This window comes from Clostridium sp. HGF2 (assembly GCF_964240115.1).
GTDB classification, from domain to species: Bacteria; Bacillota_I; Bacilli_A; order Erysipelotrichales; family Erysipelotrichaceae; genus Clostridium_AQ; species Clostridium_AQ innocuum.
In genome coordinates, this window is the sequence record NZ_CAXSSO010000004.1 from 41954 (window position 1) to 59712 (window position 17759).

At 44.6% G+C, this 17759-nt stretch carries 18 protein-coding genes and 1 tRNA gene; 13 read left to right on the forward strand and 6 right to left on the reverse strand.

Translation table 11 applies throughout. The annotated features are described in order from the left end of the window. Positions 1-15: 15 nt before the first annotated feature. From feoB to ACESPQ_RS08405, 6 genes are all read right to left on the reverse strand, one after another. Positions 16-2130, reverse strand: a complete 2115-nt coding sequence (gene feoB, locus ACESPQ_RS08380) for a ferrous iron transport protein B (protein ID WP_002611460.1) — start codon at positions 2128-2130, stop codon at positions 16-18. Then, positions 2120-2365 carry a FeoA family protein gene (locus tag ACESPQ_RS08385; RefSeq protein WP_002611462.1) on the reverse strand — a complete coding sequence of 82 codons (246 nt, stop codon included), beginning with the start codon at positions 2363-2365 and terminating at the stop codon, positions 2120-2122. The genes feoB and ACESPQ_RS08385 overlap by 11 nt, the downstream gene beginning before the upstream one ends. A gap of 362 nt (positions 2366-2727) precedes the next feature. Next, positions 2728-3864: an aldo/keto reductase gene (locus ACESPQ_RS08390; RefSeq protein ID WP_257379277.1), complete on the reverse strand. Its 1137-nt coding sequence runs from the start codon at positions 3862-3864 to the stop codon at positions 2728-2730. 531 nt (positions 3865-4395) lie between these two features. Then, positions 4396-5349 carry a homoserine O-succinyltransferase gene (metA, locus tag ACESPQ_RS08395; protein WP_002611466.1) on the reverse strand — a complete coding sequence of 318 codons (954 nt, stop codon included), beginning with the start codon at positions 5347-5349 and terminating at the stop codon, positions 4396-4398. Positions 5350-5362: 13 nt separating this feature from the next. After that, on the reverse strand, positions 5363-6628 hold the full coding sequence (locus ACESPQ_RS08400; protein WP_044903330.1) for an O-acetylhomoserine aminocarboxypropyltransferase/cysteine synthase family protein: 1266 nt from the start codon (positions 6626-6628) through the stop codon (positions 5363-5365). Positions 6629-6712: 84 nt separating this feature from the next. Next, the gene (locus ACESPQ_RS08405; protein WP_002611469.1) at positions 6713-7663 is read right to left on the reverse strand and encodes a Gfo/Idh/MocA family protein; all 951 of its coding nucleotides are present in this window, start codon (positions 7661-7663) and stop codon (positions 6713-6715) included. Positions 7664-7773: 110 nt separating this feature from the next. On the opposite strand from ACESPQ_RS08405, the gene ACESPQ_RS08410 reads away from it, so the two are divergent. The 13 genes from ACESPQ_RS08410 to ACESPQ_RS08470 all read left to right on the forward strand — a co-directional run bounded on the left by ACESPQ_RS08410 (position 7774) and on the right by ACESPQ_RS08470 (position 17539). Continuing rightward, positions 7774-8451 carry a TIGR00266 family protein gene (locus ACESPQ_RS08410; RefSeq protein ID WP_008729216.1) on the forward strand — a complete coding sequence of 226 codons (678 nt, stop codon included), beginning with the start codon at positions 7774-7776 and terminating at the stop codon, positions 8449-8451. 402 nt (positions 8452-8853) lie between these two features. After that, positions 8854-8927, forward strand: a tRNA-Gly gene (locus ACESPQ_RS08415). 576 nt (positions 8928-9503) lie between these two features. After that, positions 9504-9764, forward strand: a complete 261-nt coding sequence (locus tag ACESPQ_RS08420; RefSeq protein ID WP_002611889.1) for a cold-shock protein — start codon at positions 9504-9506, stop codon at positions 9762-9764. Positions 9765-9829: 65 nt separating this feature from the next. Continuing rightward, positions 9830-10672: a ParA family protein gene (locus tag ACESPQ_RS08425; protein WP_002611890.1), complete on the forward strand. Its 843-nt coding sequence runs from the start codon at positions 9830-9832 to the stop codon at positions 10670-10672. Further along, positions 10665-11363, forward strand: coding sequence for a ParB/RepB/Spo0J family partition protein (locus ACESPQ_RS08430; protein WP_002611891.1), 699 nt, complete (start codon positions 10665-10667; stop codon positions 11361-11363). Before ACESPQ_RS08425 ends, ACESPQ_RS08430 begins: the two co-directional genes overlap by 8 nt. Before the next feature lie 39 nt (positions 11364-11402). Then, complete coding sequence (locus tag ACESPQ_RS08435; protein ID WP_002611892.1) at positions 11403-11681, forward strand: helix-turn-helix domain-containing protein; 279 nt, start codon at positions 11403-11405, stop codon at positions 11679-11681. Continuing rightward, entirely contained in the window at positions 11678-12763 is a 1086-nt protein-coding gene (locus tag ACESPQ_RS08440) for a lysozyme family protein (RefSeq protein WP_002611893.1), read from the forward strand. The genes ACESPQ_RS08435 and ACESPQ_RS08440 overlap by 4 nt, the downstream gene beginning before the upstream one ends. 21 nt (positions 12764-12784) lie before the next feature. Continuing rightward, a complete protein-coding gene (locus ACESPQ_RS08445) occupies positions 12785-13396 on the forward strand; it encodes a hypothetical protein (protein ID WP_002611894.1) in 612 nt (203 codons plus the stop codon). Positions 13397-14100: 704 nt separating this feature from the next. Next, positions 14101-15237 (forward strand): hypothetical protein, encoded by a 1137-nt coding sequence (locus ACESPQ_RS08450; protein ID WP_257337749.1) that lies wholly within the window; start codon positions 14101-14103, stop codon positions 15235-15237. Positions 15238-15256: 19 nt separating this feature from the next. Continuing rightward, complete coding sequence (locus ACESPQ_RS08455; protein ID WP_002611897.1) at positions 15257-15607, forward strand: hypothetical protein; 351 nt, start codon at positions 15257-15259, stop codon at positions 15605-15607. 339 nt (positions 15608-15946) lie between these two features. Then, the gene (locus ACESPQ_RS08460) at positions 15947-16801 is read left to right on the forward strand and encodes a hypothetical protein (RefSeq protein WP_109771457.1); all 855 of its coding nucleotides are present in this window, start codon (positions 15947-15949) and stop codon (positions 16799-16801) included. 5 nt (positions 16802-16806) lie between these two features. Next, a complete protein-coding gene (locus tag ACESPQ_RS08465; RefSeq protein ID WP_002611900.1) occupies positions 16807-17079 on the forward strand; it encodes a hypothetical protein in 273 nt (90 codons plus the stop codon). A 58-nt stretch (positions 17080-17137) separates the two neighbouring features. Next, a complete protein-coding gene (locus ACESPQ_RS08470; RefSeq protein WP_347285935.1) occupies positions 17138-17539 on the forward strand; it encodes an SAM-dependent methyltransferase in 402 nt (133 codons plus the stop codon). The last annotated feature ends 220 nt before the right edge of the window (positions 17540-17759 follow it).

Below are 17759 nucleotides of genomic sequence, written 5' to 3' on the forward strand. Positions count from 1 at the left end.
AATCGGCAGACATAGTTATACCAGCAGAAAGATATGCGCAAGCAGATTGATTCCCATACACAGCAGGATACCAAGTACGGTTGGCAACAGAAAGCTGACGGCAGTCCATTTCCAGCTTTGTGTTTCCTTGCGTATGGTGAGCAGTGTGGTAGCACATGGAAAGTGTACCAGAGAGAACATAAGGGTGCAGATGGCGGTTACCCATGTCCAGCCGTTGTTGACGAACAGCTCCTTTAATACGGCAAGATCACCGATATCCATCATCGATCCATTTGCCAGATACGCCATGATCATGATCGGTACAACGATTTCATTTGCCGGGAAGCCCAGAAGGAAGGCCAGCAGAATGACACCGTCCAGCCCCATCAGATGAGCAAAGGGATCCAGAAACAGCGATATATGCTGCAGCAGGCTTGCATCCTGAACCTGAATATTGGCCAGCAGCCAGATAATTGCTCCGGCAGGTATGGCAACACTCACTGCCCTGCCCAGCACGAACAGCGTACGGTCAAAGATGGAACGCACGATCACCTTGCCAAACTGCGGCCGCCGATACGGAGGAAGCTCCAGTGTAAAGCTCGACGGCACTCCCTTCAGCAGCGTTTTCGACAAAAAGCGTGAGGTGAGAAAGGTCAGGATGACACCAAATACAATAACGCCCGTCAACAGCAGTGTTGACAGAAGACCATTCCACGGTGCCGCCACCACCCCTGCAAAGAACATCGTAATAATACTGATCAGCGTAGGAAAGCGGCCATTGCAGGGTACAAAGGTATTGGTGATAATTGCAATCAGACGCTCCCGCGGACTGTCGATAATACGGGCTCCACTGACCCCGACGGCATTGCAGCCAAATCCCATACACATCGTCAGCGCCTGTTTCCCGCAGGTGCAGGCCTTTTGAAAGAAGCCGTCCAGATTAAAAGCGATTCGCGGCAGATAACCAAAGTCCTCCAGCAGTGTGAACATCGGAAAGAAGATTGCCATCGGCGGCAGCATAACGGAAATTACCCAGCCGCAGGTTTTCACGACTCCATCCACAATAAAGCTGGTGATATATGGATTCATACTCCAGGAGGCAAATAGCTGATGCAGCCATACCTGCAGATCCTCGAACATTCCTGAAAGCATTTCGCTTGGAACATTGGCTCCGGAAATGGTAATCCAAAATATTACAGATAACAATACGACCATCCATACCAGTCCCCAGCCTTTGCTGGTAACAACATGATCAATACGCATATCCCGGTTCTGGTAGGATGCATTGTTAAATATAATACATTCTTCACTGATTTCCCTTGCTCTTTCATGCAGGGCGTGTACTACGATATCTTCAAAGCGTTCATACAAATCCTTATCCTTTAAGCGAGCAATCTGTTTTTCCACCTCTGCCCTTGTTTCCTCCTGGTTCTCAATATCCTCATAAAACAGCGTGCTGTCAACCTCCGGATCCAACAGCTTCAAGGCCGTAAAGCGTGTATTGAGCCGCCGTGTTTTCATAACATCAGCTACCGCAGCAATGGCCTGCTCCAGATCTTTGGCATAACGGACTGCAGCCCCTTGCGTATCGCTTACACGGTTTCCCACCTCTTCAATGGCTTCCTTGACATCCTCAAAGCCCTCATGATTGCGTGCGCTCATTTCTACGACACGAACCTTCAAAAGCTTGGCAAGCTTTTCCGTATCTATCGTAATGTTCTTCTTTTTAGCTTCATCCATAAGATTTAAAACAAGTACGACATGATCTGTGATTTCCATCGTTTGCAGAACCAGGTTCAGGTTACGTTCCAGAACAGTGGCATCACAGATAACCAGGCACACATCGCATGGCTCAAAGCACACATAATTTCGTGTAACCTCCTCCTCACTGGAGTGTGCAAGCAGGGAGTAGGTTCCAGGAAGATCTATCATCTGATTCTGGCGATACCTATGTGTATAGTGTCCCTTCGCAAGCTCCACCGTTTTCCCCGGCCAGTTACCGGTATGCTGATTCATGCCGGTAAGCTCATTGAATACCGTGCTTTTACCGACATTGGGATTTCCAAGCAAAGCAATGGTATATCCCTTGCGCTGCTTCAAGTACATTTCATTGATATTGTCGTTCGCCTGAACGAGCTTTTCAAACAGCATATGCAGCCTCCTTCCCTTTTACCAGAATCCGCTCACTGTCTTCACTGCGTAAAGCGATTTTACAGCCCTTGATCAGATAGGCACGCATATCCCTGCTGGGACTTTCCAAAACCGGTGTCACTCCAGTGCCCGGTACGAACCCAAGATCCATCAGCCTGCGTTTCATCAAAGCTGTATGCTCGATATCTACCACAAAAACCTCTTCGTTGAGAACAGCATCTTTTAAACAGTTCATTTCTACCCTCCTGCACCTATACTATCAACCTGCGGGCAAATGCGCCTCCACAAATGCCTACAACCACCATCTCCCTTTCCGTAAGCAAGCAGAAGCAGCAGTGTCAAAAAGTGGAGTTTCTCAGGTATGCTGCTTACAGGAGACCTGTGCAAATACTTAAAAAATGATAGAGGCATCTCAGCACATATGCAATAAAAGCTGACAGCATAAGAGGCTCTTTTGCTCAGCTTGCTGTCAGTGCCACATAGCTGTAATTTCTGCAATGTAAATTGAAGACTGCATAGAAAGGTTCACTAAAAAAGGAATGCCGCCATGATATCACGCGAACACTCCTGTCTGTATTTATGAGTTGCTTTTCATGCTTACCCAGCTTTGCTCTTAAGAAGCTCCATATCGCTGCTCATATGTGCCAGATCCTCACGTATAGCGATATGCTGTGGACACAGTGCTTCACATTTCCCGCATTTCTTACACTGGCTGCTTCTTTCTTCCTCCTTCATTTCTTCAAAATAACGTTTTCTTGCCACTTCCGTATTTCCATATTTTGCATGCTCATTCCAGATGCGGAAATTCTTTGGAATATCCAGACCAAATGGACACGGCATACAGTACGCACAGTCTGTACAGCCGTTCATCGTTCTCGCCTTGATTTCTTCTGCGATTTCCTTAATCAACCCCTGCTCCGCTACGCTCAGCGGTTTAAAATCTTCAAAGGTTGACAGGTTATCGAGCACCTGCTCCATGGTGGACATGCCACTGAGTACCACCTTAACATTTGGCTTACTGGCTACCCAGCGAAGCGCCCAGGAGGAGATGCTGCTATTGGGTGCAGCCTCCTTTAAGCGTGAAGCAAGATCCTGTGGCAGCTTGGAAAGCGAACCGCCCTTCACCGGCTCCATGATGACCATCGGAATTCCCAGTTTCTCAGCCAGGGCATAGCCGCGATCTCCGGCCTGCTCTTGTGTATCCACATAATTATACTGTATCTGGCAAAAATCCCATTTGCGATAAGTCAGTATCTCTTCAAATACGTCGTATTCATCATGAAAGGAAAAGCCGAAATTCCGTATTTTTCCCTGCGCTTTTAATTCTTCACAATATGCAAGAATGCCCAGCTGCTTTGCTTTTTCCCATTTCGCCTTATCTACCGCATGGAGCAGATAAAAATCCACATACGTTACATCAAGGCGCTTCAGCTGATTTTCAAACATCGCTTTCGCATCCTCCAGCGTATTCAAATCCCAAAGCGGCAGCTTTGTTGTCAGATAGTAGCTGCTTCTATCGTATTTTTTCAGCACACGGCCTACAAACGGTTCACTATCTCCATGATGATACGGAAACGCTGTATCGATATACTTCACACCATGTGCGATTGCGGTATCCAGCATCCGTTCAGCTTCCGCCTCATCAATCTTCCCCTGTGCATCCAGCGGGAAACGCATACATCCAAATCCCAGCAGGGATGGCTGATACTCCTCATTCAGCTCTCTGTATTCCATACTTCAAACTCCTCCTTTAACCAGCATCTTATAATACCTATATTATAAACGCAGAGGAAGAAAAAGGAAACAGAGCAGGCAAAAATATCTTACAAAAAGCTGTCCGACATTCACAATGCCGTTTCAAAATGCAGGGTACATTTCAGAGAAAGCTATTGTATCCTTTACAAACTATCCTATTTGAACAATGAAAGCTGCAAATCATCAAAATAACTGGGGCACATCCCTTGCTTGCTATGCTGCCTATGGGGTCTGATTTGTCAATGCTGTGATCTCATAACGAGTATCTGAGAAATAAAAAAGGATAGAAATCATCCAATCAAAGCTTGATTTCTACCCATTCGCTCGGTGACTGCAGATAGATGTTTCGATTAACAGGCTGTTTAAACTCATCGTTCATTGACTTCCTGTATTTTTCAAGAAACGCAGTTCTCTGTGAAAACGGCCTGCACCTTAAGCCTGTTACAACACACAAGGCACTGGATCTCCATGGCATGTATACCCTGTATCATATCAGGATATTATTTCTATTCATACAGACGCTGCAGCCACGTTATGTTCTTGTTTATAAGCACTTAATTCCTGCAGGTCATACGGTGTCATCTGATATACGTAATTCAGCCAGTTGCGATACAACAGATTTGCATGAGAACGCCATGTTAAAACAGGCTCCTGCTGTGGATCATCCTCAGGGAAATAATTAAAGGGAAGCTGAATTTCCTTACCCTGCGAAAGATCGCGGAAATATTCCTGCGCCAGTGTTTCCTTGCCATATTCCAGATGCCCCAGGATATAAATTTCCCGGAAATCTCCGGTCGCAACAATATTGCTGCCGGTTACATCCGAGCGGGATAAAATTTCAAGGGCTTCCTGCTTAGCCAGTGCATGTTCATCAATGGCAGTATGGCGGGAATGCGGAGTGTAATGTATTTCATCAAAGCCATTTGTCAGAAAATTGTATTCATCACATAACGTTTGCGGATAAATACCAAATACCTTCTGCTTCATCAAATGCTTCTGAATATGATAATGATAATACAATCCTGCCTGTGCACCCCAGCAGATATGCAGCGTGGAGTACACATGAGTTTTGCTCCATTCCATGATTTCACATAGTTCGTCCCAGTAGTCGACATCCTCAAATTCCAGATGCTCCACCGGTGCACCGGTTATGATCAAACAGTCATAACGGTTCTTTTTCAGCGTCGAAAAATCATCATAGAACTTCAACAGATGATCTGCACTCGTGTTTTTGGAAACATGATTGCTGACCATCATAAAATCGATATCCACCTGTAATGGGGATTTGGATATCAGACGCAGAATCTGTGTTTCCGTTTCAATTTTTTTGGGCATCAGATTGAGGATAACAATTCTCAGCGGGCGGATATCCTGCTTTCTTGCTACATCCTCTTCCAGTGCAAAGATTTTTTCACTTTCCAGTATCTGCTTGGCTGGCAGGCCATTCGGTATATTGATCGGCATGCTGTTTCATCTCCTATATCTGTGCGAACGCCTGTGTTAAATCTTCCAGGATATCATCAATATGCTCTATTCCGCAGGACAGTCGAATCAATCCCGGTGTGATACCGCAGTTTACCAGCTGTTCATCCGTAAGCTGCCGGTGTGTAGAGCTTGCCGGATGCAGAATACAGGTGCGAATATCCGCAACATGGACTTCCAGAGAAACCATCTTCAAATGATCGATGAAAGCAGCTGCGCGCTCTCTTCCTCCCTTGATGGAGAAGGAAATAACGCCACAGCATCCCTTCGGCAGATATTTCTGTGCCAGGGCGTGATATTTATTCTGCTTGAGACCCGGATAGTTTACAAATTCCACCGCGTCCTGTGATTCCAGAAATTCAGCCGTTCTTTGTGCATTCGCACAATGACGTTCCATACGGACTGCCAGCGTTTCCAGCCCCAGATTCAACAGGAATGCAGAATGCGCAGCCGGATAACAGCCCAGATCACGCATCAGCTGAACTCTGGCCTTGGTGATATAAGCTGCTTCCTTGAAGGTATCCGTATACACGATACCATGATAGGAGGCATCCGGTGTGCTCAGACCCGGGAATTTGCCGTTTGCCCAGTTGAAGGTTCCCCCATCAACGATAACACCGCCAACCTGCAGGGCATGTCCATCCATATATTTTGTTGTGCTGTGAATGACGATGTCCGCACCGAAACGAAACGGCTGACACAGGACAGGCGTTGCAAAGGTATTATCGACAAACAGCGGAATATCATGTGCATGTGCGACACTGGCAAATTTCTCAATATCCAGTACATTCATGGCAGGGTTTGCCATAATCTCTCCAAATACCGCTTTCGTATTCGGGCGAATCAGCTTTTCGATTTCCTCTGCAGCCGCATCCGGATCCACATAGGACACTTCGATGCCGAATTTTCGGAAGGTGATAGACAACAGATTGACTGAACCTCCGTAAATGGTAGAGGAAGCAACCAGATGGTCTCCGCTTTCCAGCACATTCATTAAAGCAAGGAAGGTTGCGGACTGTCCGGATGTTGTACAAAGTGCTCCGACACCACCCTCCAGTGCTGCGATTTTTTTCTCTACCGCATCCACCGTCGGATTGGAGATACGGGAATACATGTGTCCCTCCGCTGTCAGGTCAAACAGCTGTCCGACAAAGTCTGTAGAGTCATATTTATAGGTCGTACTCTGGTAAATCGGCAGAACACGAGGTTCTCCGTTTTTCGGTTCATAGCCTGCATGCAGACATTTCGATTCAATTTTCATTACAATTACCTCACCTTTCACTGCGTATTATTTTACTATTTTTATGAAAATTATTCAATCCGTAATGAAAAACTTTCAGAAATTTTAAAGAGATTTCACATATTCCAGAACTTTCATAATTTCCATGCTCTGCCGCTCTCCCAGAATCGGGCTCTCCAGCAGCCCCTGCTGTATGCATGCCGCCGCATGCTCCACCTCTCCGGTAAAGTCGGATTTCATGTCAACCTCGATGGGGGTACAGATACCATCCCTTTTTAGAATCGCTCGGGTATTCTTCCAGAAGTTTTCTGTCTCAATGCTTCCCTTACTGCCATACAACACTCCGCGATTATCCATCCACTGCTTCCAGCCACTGCGCACACTGGCAATTACGCCGTTATCGTAGGTGAGCAACGCCTGTGTGAACATATCATAGCCCCCTGCTGCACAATCCTTGACCGCCTGAATGTCAGAGATACATCCATCGGAAAACCAGTTCGCATAACAGATCGGATACACACCGACATCATAGACGCTGCCGCCTGCTTCTTTAGAGAAGCACCAGTGATCCTCCTTCATTTCTGAAAGATCGATTGGATAGGAATAGCTGCCCTCCACATACCGAAGCTGTCCAATCACTCCTTCCTTCACCAGCTGCTTGAGTTTTCTGTTCAGCGGCGTAAATAATGTCTTTTCTGCTTCCATCAGAAACAGATTGCTGCTGCGTGCCAGCTGAAAGCACTCCTTTAGCTGCTCAGCATTCGCCACCAGCGGCTTTTCACATAAAACATGCTTTCCATGGCGCAAAGCGTTTTGAATATGCTCGAAATGCAAATGATTTGGTGTGCATATATATACCATCTCCACCTGCGGATCCTGCAGGAGTCTTTCATAGCTGTCATAAATTTTTTGAGCTCCATATAGTCTCTGAAATTCCCTTGCTTTTTCTAAGGAGCGTGAGCCAACCGCATACAGCTCTGCGTTTTCTGCATAGCAGATTCCCTTAGCTACTCGATGCGCAATCTGTCCCAGACCCATAATTCCTACATGTATCATCGTATGTCCTCACTTTCTGCTCTAATTTTATCGCACTTTTGTACAATAGAAAAGGTAAATATTTTCCAAATATGATAGAATAAAGATATCATACGACAGGAGGAGATTCAATGAAATATGAAATTATCGGCGGACAGCTGCCGGCCGTTGTCTGCAAGCTGGATCGCGGGGAAAAAATGTTTACTGAATCCGGTGGAATGTGCTGGATGGAAGAAGGGTTCTCTATGGATTCCAATACCCGTGGAGGGCTGCTGAAGGGACTGGGACGTGCCATGTCCGGCGAGTCTATTTTTCTAACCACGTATACCAGCAGTCACGACCATGCGGAAATCGCCTTCGGCTCCAGCTTTCCAGGTAAGATTCTGCCGGTTACCCTGCATGATGGAAAGACGCTCATTGTTCAGAAAAACGCCTTTCTTGCTGCAGAGGACGGTGTGAATCTACAGGCACATTTCCGCAAAAAACTGGGTACCGGATTTTTCGGCGGTGAGGGCTTTGTCTTACAGAAGCTGACAGGAAACGGTACAGCCTTCCTTGAGATAGATGGAGATATCATCGAAAAAACACTGGCTCCCGGTGAAACCTTGCAGGTGGATCAGGGGTATATCGCCGGATTCGAGGAATCTGTACACTTTGATATCACAACGGTAAAGGGATTGAAAAACAAGTTTTTCAGTGGTGAAGGGATGTTCCTTGCGACGTTAAGCGGTCCCGGCAAAATCTGGCTGCAGACAATGCCATTCAGTGTTTTGGCAGACCGTGTAATTTCTCTGGTGCCTAAAAATTAACCAAACACCTTCTCATATGCTGCATAAAAGTGTATGAGAAGGTGTTTTTATCAGGCCGTGGTTGATATCCAAATCTCTTGCAGTATAAACGATGGAAACAGCAAGATAAACAGCTTTTACAGATTTGAAAGGGATATGCGTATATTAGAGCTATCGTAACGAGGTTTCCTTCCGGTAAAAGTAGTGCCTTGGTCAATATTCACCTTGACGTTTGGAGAAACTCAGAAAACCATAGCGTGAGTGAGTATCAGTCTATAACAAATCAATCCCCAAGATATCTCTTGTATTTTTACAGGCTCTCACAGAGGAATAGGAGCCTATCGGTAAAAAAAACGAAAAAAATTAAAAAAAGTGTTGCATAATCTAAAAAAATAGTGTATATTATTAGAGCAATCAAGAGATGCGGGTGTAGTTCAATGGTAGAACTTCAGCCTTCCAAGCTGACTACGTGAGTTCGATTCTCATCACCCGCTCCATTATGAGTAAGATTTGTGCTCAGAGCCTATGGCTCTGGGCATTTTTGTTAAATTTTACGAAAAATCGGAAGCGAGTTCGTACGATATGTACACGGGATGTGTAAGGAATATTTCTCCTTATACATCCCTTTTTCTTTTTCCTCCACCATGGTCCATGATCCATGATCTTTGAAAATAAAATAGCGAGCACTAAAACAAGAAGTGAGCGACATCTGATGATACGCCAAGACGGTATTTTTGAATTCAGAAAGAAATCAAGAATACAAGAGCGATCCATATCAGGCAGAAAAAGCGGTCTCGAAAGCCGGTTCGCCAGGACCTTCGTATAATGATACTTATAAATAAAATGCTCCGTGGAGGAGTTGGTGTGAATCCAATGAATGCTAGCGATAGCTGTTTAGTGCTGCCCGGCCGAGGGATGCGAAAGATATCGGTGTTTTGATGATTATAGTTTTATAAACGGGTCTTTGACTCGTTGTTACATAGAACTGCTGAGACTTTTTTGTTTTCGGCAGTTTTCTTGTACCAATAAGTCTTTTCGACTTCGTGGATACGACAATGGAAGGAGGTGTGTTCATGCTATCTAAGGATGAAGATCGTTGCGTCCATGGTACCTGTATTTGGTTCAGCGATGAAAAAGGTTATGGTTTCCTATTATCTGATGATGGTGTTTCCAGTATGGTTCATTACACAGATATAAAAGAACCAGGCTTCAAGAGACTTTACAGAGGTCAAAGAGTCACCTATGAAGAATTGGAAACAGAAAAAGGAAGATCAGCCCGTCGAGTAAAATATGTGAAGGATTTTACTTCTATCGCAGATCATTCATCGCTGTGAGCCATTACTTATTTTTGAAGATCTATCGTGTATAGCGGAAGAAACCGCATGGAGGAAAAACTATTATGAAAACGATCGCAATCTATAACATCAAAGGTGGAGATGGAAAAACGACCACCGCAAAACATCTGGCTGTCGGACTGTCCAAAAAAGGTATCCGTATATTACTTGCTGATGCTGACGGCCAAGCCAACTGTTCAAAGTCTTTCATCGACAAAAAATTAAAACGAGACCCTGCGTATTATGAAAGCAGTCTCGATGGAGATAAAGAAGCAGCCTTCATCCATCGTTATATGAATCAGGATCATGGCGCAACGATCTCTACGATCTTCGAAAGTCCGAAAGCAGTTAGCTCTTGTATCCAACATACATCCTATGCGAATCTGGATATCATCCCCAGTGATCTGACGCTCTATTTGGCTGATACGAAGCTCCGTCTCAGTGATGGTACCAGAGAGAATAAGTTGAAGAGAGCTACGAATTTCATCAAGAACGATTATGACTATATGATCTTCGACTGCTCCCCTGTCAAATCCCTCGTATCGGTCAATGTCCTATATACGGAGCCTTTGGTCATCATCCCAGTCAGTCCTGCAGATGACTCCATGCAAGGTCTGGCATTGACGCTCAATGAAATCAACGCTTTGAAGGATCTGTATGAAGACTTGGATATCGATTACAGGATCTTGATCGTCAAACGGAAGGATAATATCGAATATCGTGAGAATATCGCAGAGATACGCTCTGCTTTCGGAGATAAGGTATTTCAGACGATGATCCGTGATCAAAGCAAGCCGGTAGAAAAAGCAGTCAGAGAAAGAAAGACCGTACTGGATCTCCCATCGTCCTCCATCGCAGATGACTACCGAAACTTTCTTGATGAACTGGAGGTGATGTTACATGACTGATGTCATCGGAGAAATGCTGAACGATACCTCGAAGGATATGCGTTATAAGCGGATCTTTATCTACGACATCGACCCCTGTGAGTATAATATGTATCCGATGCAGGAGATCGAACAGCTCGCACAGAACATAAGCGAATGCGGACTGCTCCACCCTATCACCCTATATCGCAAGGCAGATGGGCGCTATATGATCCTGAGCGGAGAACGACGGTATCGCGCGATGCTGCTAAATTATGAAAAAGGTGATGAACGCTGGGAAGAGATCCCGGCCATCGTCAAAATGCAGGAGCTTACGATGCGTGAGATCCGCAGATTCGTCCGCAGAGGGAATGCAAACCGGGAAACCTTACCAAAAGAGCTGAAATTGCAGATCGTAAAAGAATCGCTGCTGGACTACCAACAAACGAAAGAGGAAGGGCTCATACCTACCGGAACACTCAAAAGAGAGTGGATCGCAATGGATACCGGATTCAGTGCACGTTCCGTTCAGGACTATCTCAATCTATTGGAGGAGCATCCAAATAAGGAGAAAAAAGAATCGCGATCTTTAAAATACGAAGATATACAGAATTCGATGCATGATGTGCTCAGACTTCCAGTGAAGATCACGGACAAGCAGATCAGTATCAAGATAAAGGATGATCTCGATCTTGCGCGCGTCCTCGAGCTGCTGGGGATCGAAACCTTATAACGAAAAAAGATATCTTATACTTATAGAAGGAGGAAGAGAATGACATCCAAAAAGAAAAGAAAGAAGAAAAAAGGACCAAGCCCACAAAAAGGGATAACGAATGAAAGACTGGCCGATAAGCTGAAACGGATCCTGCGGGAGAAGAAGATATCGAAAGAAGAATTTGCCAGAAAGCTGGATGAACCATTACCTTATATCCTAGAGGTATTGAAAGGTAGGAGGAGTATCCAGCTTCCTACTCTGATACGGATGTGTAAGGTATTGGGTGTACCTATCTTACATTTTGAAGATTGTATCCGAAAGGATGACGCTGCATGATCTCCGGATCAGCGAAGAAGGTGATGCTCATAGGAGTAGCCTTCTTTCTCGTGATCATGATGTTTGCGGCGGTCGGTATCGGAGGTGGCAGTACCGAAGATGATATCGATCTTTCGACTTCCCTATTGAGTGAAGCAGTCGAAAGATATCGTCCCTATGTGACGAAAAGAGCAGAGGTCTATGACATGGCGGATCATGTCGAATTGATCCTCTGTGTGATGGAAGTGGAATCTCATGGTGAAGGTATGGACCCGATGCAGGCTGCAGAGGGTCCTTTTAACAAGAAATATCCAAAGGTACCCAATGGCATCCGTGATCCTGAATATTCCATAGATTGCGGGATACAGGAGCTGCGCTCCGTATTGAAGAAAGCAGGAGTGAAATCCGGAGAAGATAAGGAAAGGATAAAGGTGGCTTTGGCCGGATATAATTTTGGAAGTGGCTATATCGAATGGGTCGATGCGAACAAAGGTGGAAAATGGACATTAGAGAATGCGAAAGAATTTTCTGCAATGATGGCAGCCAAAATGGGATGGTCTGTTTATGGCGATCCGAACTATGTCGATAAGGTCATGGAATATTACGAAACAGCTGCTATCGGGATCGAAGGAAAAGATGCTTTTTTAGTACCGATGAAGAGTTATACACTGACGAGCAGTGTAGGACAACGAAGTCTCGGAGATTATCACTATGGAACGGATATCGATGGAGGCTATGGCGCAAATATCTATGCACCTGCCGCAGGGATCGTCTATGAGGTATCTAACGATTGTCCGCCAAGCGATGGTTATTTGGGGAATTCCTGTCCCTATAGCGGAGGCTATATCGGTGGTGGAAATTACGTCATGCTGAAGGTCACCAACAAGAAAGAAGATTATTATATCTTCTTATGCCATATGAAAAGGACCCTAGTCAGCAAGGGACAGAAAGTAAAGAAAGGCCAAAAGATCGGCGAACAGGGACATAGCGGTAACAGCACGGCATCGCATCTACATATCGAGATCCACAAAGGGACTGCGCATATCGCAACGAAGGATGGACTCGTCGATCCTGAGAAGATCATGAACTTTAAAAAACGATGAGGAAATGGAAGGTGATCCGAATTGATAAAGAAGAAGGATGTCATCCTATCAGCCGTATGCATCTGTCTGGGTGCAGGAATAGGGTTTGGTACGAAAAGTATGCTTATGGAAGAAAAAGAACAGGAGCCTGCAGTTTCAGAGGTCCAAAAGCAGAGGAACTCTACGAAGGATGATAGTGAAGAAAAGACAAAGCTAGTAGATGCAGAGCAGAAGGAAGCTCCTGAGCGTTATACAGAGCCGGCAGTACGATATATCAAGGTGATGAAGAGCGGAAGCTCAACAGATATCTATTACGAGCGTCTGGATAAAGTAAAGGATATACTGAGTGACAGCATGTATGAGACATTGTCCCCTGAGATGAGCAAGGAGGAAATACAAGCCGAAAAAGAACAGGCTGCAAAGGTAGATAAGGATTCTATCACGAAAACGAAGATCACAGATACACGATACAGTTATCGATGGAAGAAAGAAGGAAGCTACGAAGTCTCTGTGATCTATACACAGCGCGTCACACGAGGAGATTTCAGCGATCAAGAACGATATCTGTGCCGTATGGAGGTTACGAAAAAAGATAAACGATATATCATCACGAACATATATGAAGACAGCGCTTTGTCTGATGGTCTATATTGAATATGACATTTTGATGAATATCAATATATAGAGTGACAGGAGGTGGTTCAGTTGTTTATCAAGATCTGTGAGTATATCTATGAGAATATCGTAATGATATTTATATTAAATAACGGTATATGGCTTTGCCTTCTCTTTGATGATCAGCCAGAGTGGGATCTCGACCTCGGTCCCCGAATAAACAATCTATCTTTTAAAATAGAATACGAAACGAGATGTCCGATCACATATATCTATTCATTCATACGTTTTTTCTATATTTTGATCGTTGTAGTTTGGCTTTTGTATATAGTGTTTAGTATTCTAATCTATATCATAGGTTTGATTTTCTTTTTTCAAGTAATGATGTAAAACGACTATACTTTATCTTAGAACTGAGAATAAAGTTTTTAGTATTTTCATCACTTCATAAATTCCACCCTCGAAGAAAAAGTGTCTCAAACGAAAATACTCGCTACAACGACCGGAAAAGCCTTGTAGAAGGCTTTTCTCATTTTTAGATAAAGATTTATATATATCATGACAAAACGATGCTCTGAAGCTTTGAAATAAAGTTTGAAATTAAAATTAAACTATGAATAAAAGTCTATATAAACAAGTCGCGTACGAGCTTGTGTATAGATAAGAGAGCGCTGCTCTGATAGCGTATGGCAATCTATCAGTGCTATCTTCAGACATAAAAAAATAAAGAAAGGAATCATAAAATGGAACTCGACCAGATGATATTCGATGATCTCATCAAATGCTATAAGTCGAAGAACTATCGTTTCGACTTCGTATCAGACGAACTCTTCGTAGATGGATATTCCAAGGGTGTTTATATCCACTTCTCCCCTTTGAACAGGGATGCTTTTCTGAAGTATATAGAGGATACTCCTTTTTTCTTCGACATGGAGCTTCCCATGCAGAAAGACACCTTTCTTGATGCCTACCTGGATTTCATGGATCATGCCTGCACGAAGAAACGCAATACCCGTTATGCGGTCTCCATCACAGTCCTGTATCCGAAGAAGCTCCAGACCATTGAGGAACGGAAACGCTTCATACGTCAGTACGTCCTGCAGCTGTGTGGTCTGAAACAGCCGATCCCTTATTTCGTTGAAAATATCACCATGGGATGCGGCACTTATGCTAGAATAACCATGATAGACAGGATCTATATCGCCAGGACACAATGGATGGTTTACAAGAAGGATGGCTGGTTCGACAGCAGGACCGGAAGATTCGCAAGTGCGGATTGTCCGGAAAGATACAAGGTGTTGAAATATAGAGCCGGTGACTATCGACTGGATAAGGATGGTAACCGTATCCCATCGAAGGCCATCTTCAGCAATTCCCTGCAGAACTTCGTTTACGGGAAAGACATGCAGAGTGGCCGTAATCTGTGGGATGAATTCATTTGGAAGCTGCGTCAAAAGTTCCTGGACACAGTATTGCGAGTGTGTGGTAAGACGGATCATGTCAAGAAAGGAAAACGGCTCCATAAGACGGAATGCAAGCCGGAGTATCATCGCTATGTACGCAGACGCATCGCTGCATTGAATTTCGCAAAACAGACCATCGAATATACGACGAATTATCTATTGAAGAAGTTTTGCGCAGAGGATATCATATTCACACACTACAATGAAGCGAAAGGCGGACGGACAGAGCATAGCCGGGCTTATAAACAGGTCTTGTCGATCTTTCACAAATACAGGACCAGGTTTCGTAACGGAGTCTTCCATGATGAGACAGGGAATGAACATCAGCTGGACTATTATCACCAGAACGTCTATGAATTAGATCGCAGTATCCAATGCCTGCTGGATCAGTTCTTTACTGATATACAGGCATTGTAAGAAGATGAGGAAAGAATACATGAAACAAGCGAAACTATTATTTTTACTACGGAATGACCTGGCATCCACTTCACAAAGGATCATCATCGAGATCAGCGAGGAAGACCATGAATACTGTATCGGCCATGGAGATGATGACAGGGAATATGTCCTAAAACAAAACGAGCGATACAGAGTCCTTGAGGATCCGCGTGGGATCCGGGTATTCGGAACGGACGAGGATATCTGTCACTATCTGCTGTTCAAATACTGCAGAGATGTTGCAGCGGATGTAGCATATCCTACAGGATGGCTGAAAGAACTGGAAAAACGATTCGAACAGATCCGCTGTGATGACCTTTCCGTATTCTACAATAAAACAAACGAATAGATATACCTTAACACTGCTTCTCATGCGGTGTTTTATTTTCCTCTCTCAGCTTGATCTTTACTGGGAAAAGGACAAAAACGACCTTTAGCTGGCCCAACAAATACAAAAAGCTGAATCAAAAGACTCTGCCGGCATGAGCGCCGGCGGCTACATGGCAACTTGCCATGTAGCTATGGAATACCGCATGCGCCTACACCGTCAATGACCGGGTCGTATTTTCCTATCGGAAAATCTCCACCCTACGTTCCGTTCCTTGACTGCTCCGGTTCATCGCGGTTCGTAGAAAGTGTAAGGTACGTAGCTTCACGATAGAAGGAAAATATAAGGAGGACAGAAACTATGTTGACGGTTCATTTCAAAAACAAGGAAGAGTTTTATGAGCAGATCGCAGATGGGTCCCTGCAGAAGATCATGATGGAATATTTTAATAGATCGGCAGACATGGGGCTTCCGGTCGAGGAAGATACCCTGTTCTATAACTTTGAAGCAGAATTTGAATGTGTATTAGAAAATGGAAAGCGTTGTATCACGGATGAGGAAGTAGCACATCGACATGGGGAGATTGCCGGAAGACTCCACGATGTGATCCGCAGTGTCTGGAGGAGATATCAGAAAAGTGTCCCTATATCGGGAAAAGGTTTCACTCTTACAGAGCTCAGCACGGATATGTGGCGGTTGGTCTGGATAGATTCGGAGATCCCGAAAAAGAAAGCAGAATACCTCTTTTGGAGGCATCAGATCTTCGTATGCAGTGCATTGGGGAATGCCGTCTTCACCTTCCCTCAGAGAGTGAGCTGGAAGGATGTTTGGACCAAGATGGAGACTTCTCAGTTTGCTGATGCCCTATCTATTGGGGATTTCAAAAGTCATATATGGCTTGGAAGTGCTGCATATGATGACATCATAGAACGTTACCGACAGCGATACCGGAAGGCAGATAAGGAGGGACCGATCTCCCTGATAGAATATGAGCGATATCTGCAGTATGCACAAGAGTCCTCATGCCATGAAGAATTCCTCCTGAGGATCGAGCTGGATGAGGAACTGCCCTACCGTTATGACCGGGAGGAGCGATGGCTGCGGACAGAATGCGGGATGCGCCTGAACCCAATCGTTGCGTTTTACTTACATGGGCTTCAAGTCTTCTACAAACGTCAGATCGAGGGCAGATATCCGCTAAACGAAGGGAGCTGAATGATATGAAGAAAATATATAACGATGACACACTACTGAAACGAATCAAAAAACAGATCCGTATATGGGAAGCGTATTACAATGAGACCGGTCATTATCGGGAGGAAACGATCTTTCTGGATACCGGCGATACAGCGGTCTATGATCCTTATGTCAGCGAATGTATGCGATTCAAAGTCGATCCAAAAGCTTATTACGGAGAAGAAGCATACCAAGCATGGCTGGAGAACATGAGATCCTATCTAGGCGGTGATGAACTTGGCAAAGAGAATACTTGATGTTTGTTGTGGATCAAAATTATTTTGGTTTCAAAAACACCATCCCGATGTCGTTTATATGGATATCAGGCAAGAACATGGAGATATCCATGGAAAGCATGTCCATGTCGATCCTGATGTGATCGGAGACTTTCGAAATATCCCATATGATGATGGACGATTCGATATGGTCGTATTCGGTCCTCCACATCTTCGCTGGGCCGGGCCGAATTCTATCATGAAGGCTCAGTATGGTCAGCTCAGTGAGACATGGTCGCAGGATATCGCTCAAGGGTTCAAAGAATGTATGAGAGTGTTGAAATCAGGAGGCTTCTTGATTTTCAAATGGAACGAATGTCAGATCAGAGTCAATGAGGTCTTGAAGCTCATGGATACGACGCCTTTATTCGGAAACAGACGTGGTGATACCCATTGGCTCGTATTCACAAAAAAGGAATGTCAAAATGAAGAGATATCATAAGTGGAATATATACAAAAACGTCATCATGCTGAGATACCTGTTCCGTGGATGTGATGGTCTCCGGCAGCACGTCCAAATGATGAGATGGATCCATAACAAAAGACTTACCGAGGTCTTCGATTTCATAGAGGAACACTTCGAAGAGACCTGGACGATGCCGGTCCAAGAGTTTATTGCGGAGAAGAAACATACCAGGTATGATCGAAGAAGATAAAAGACT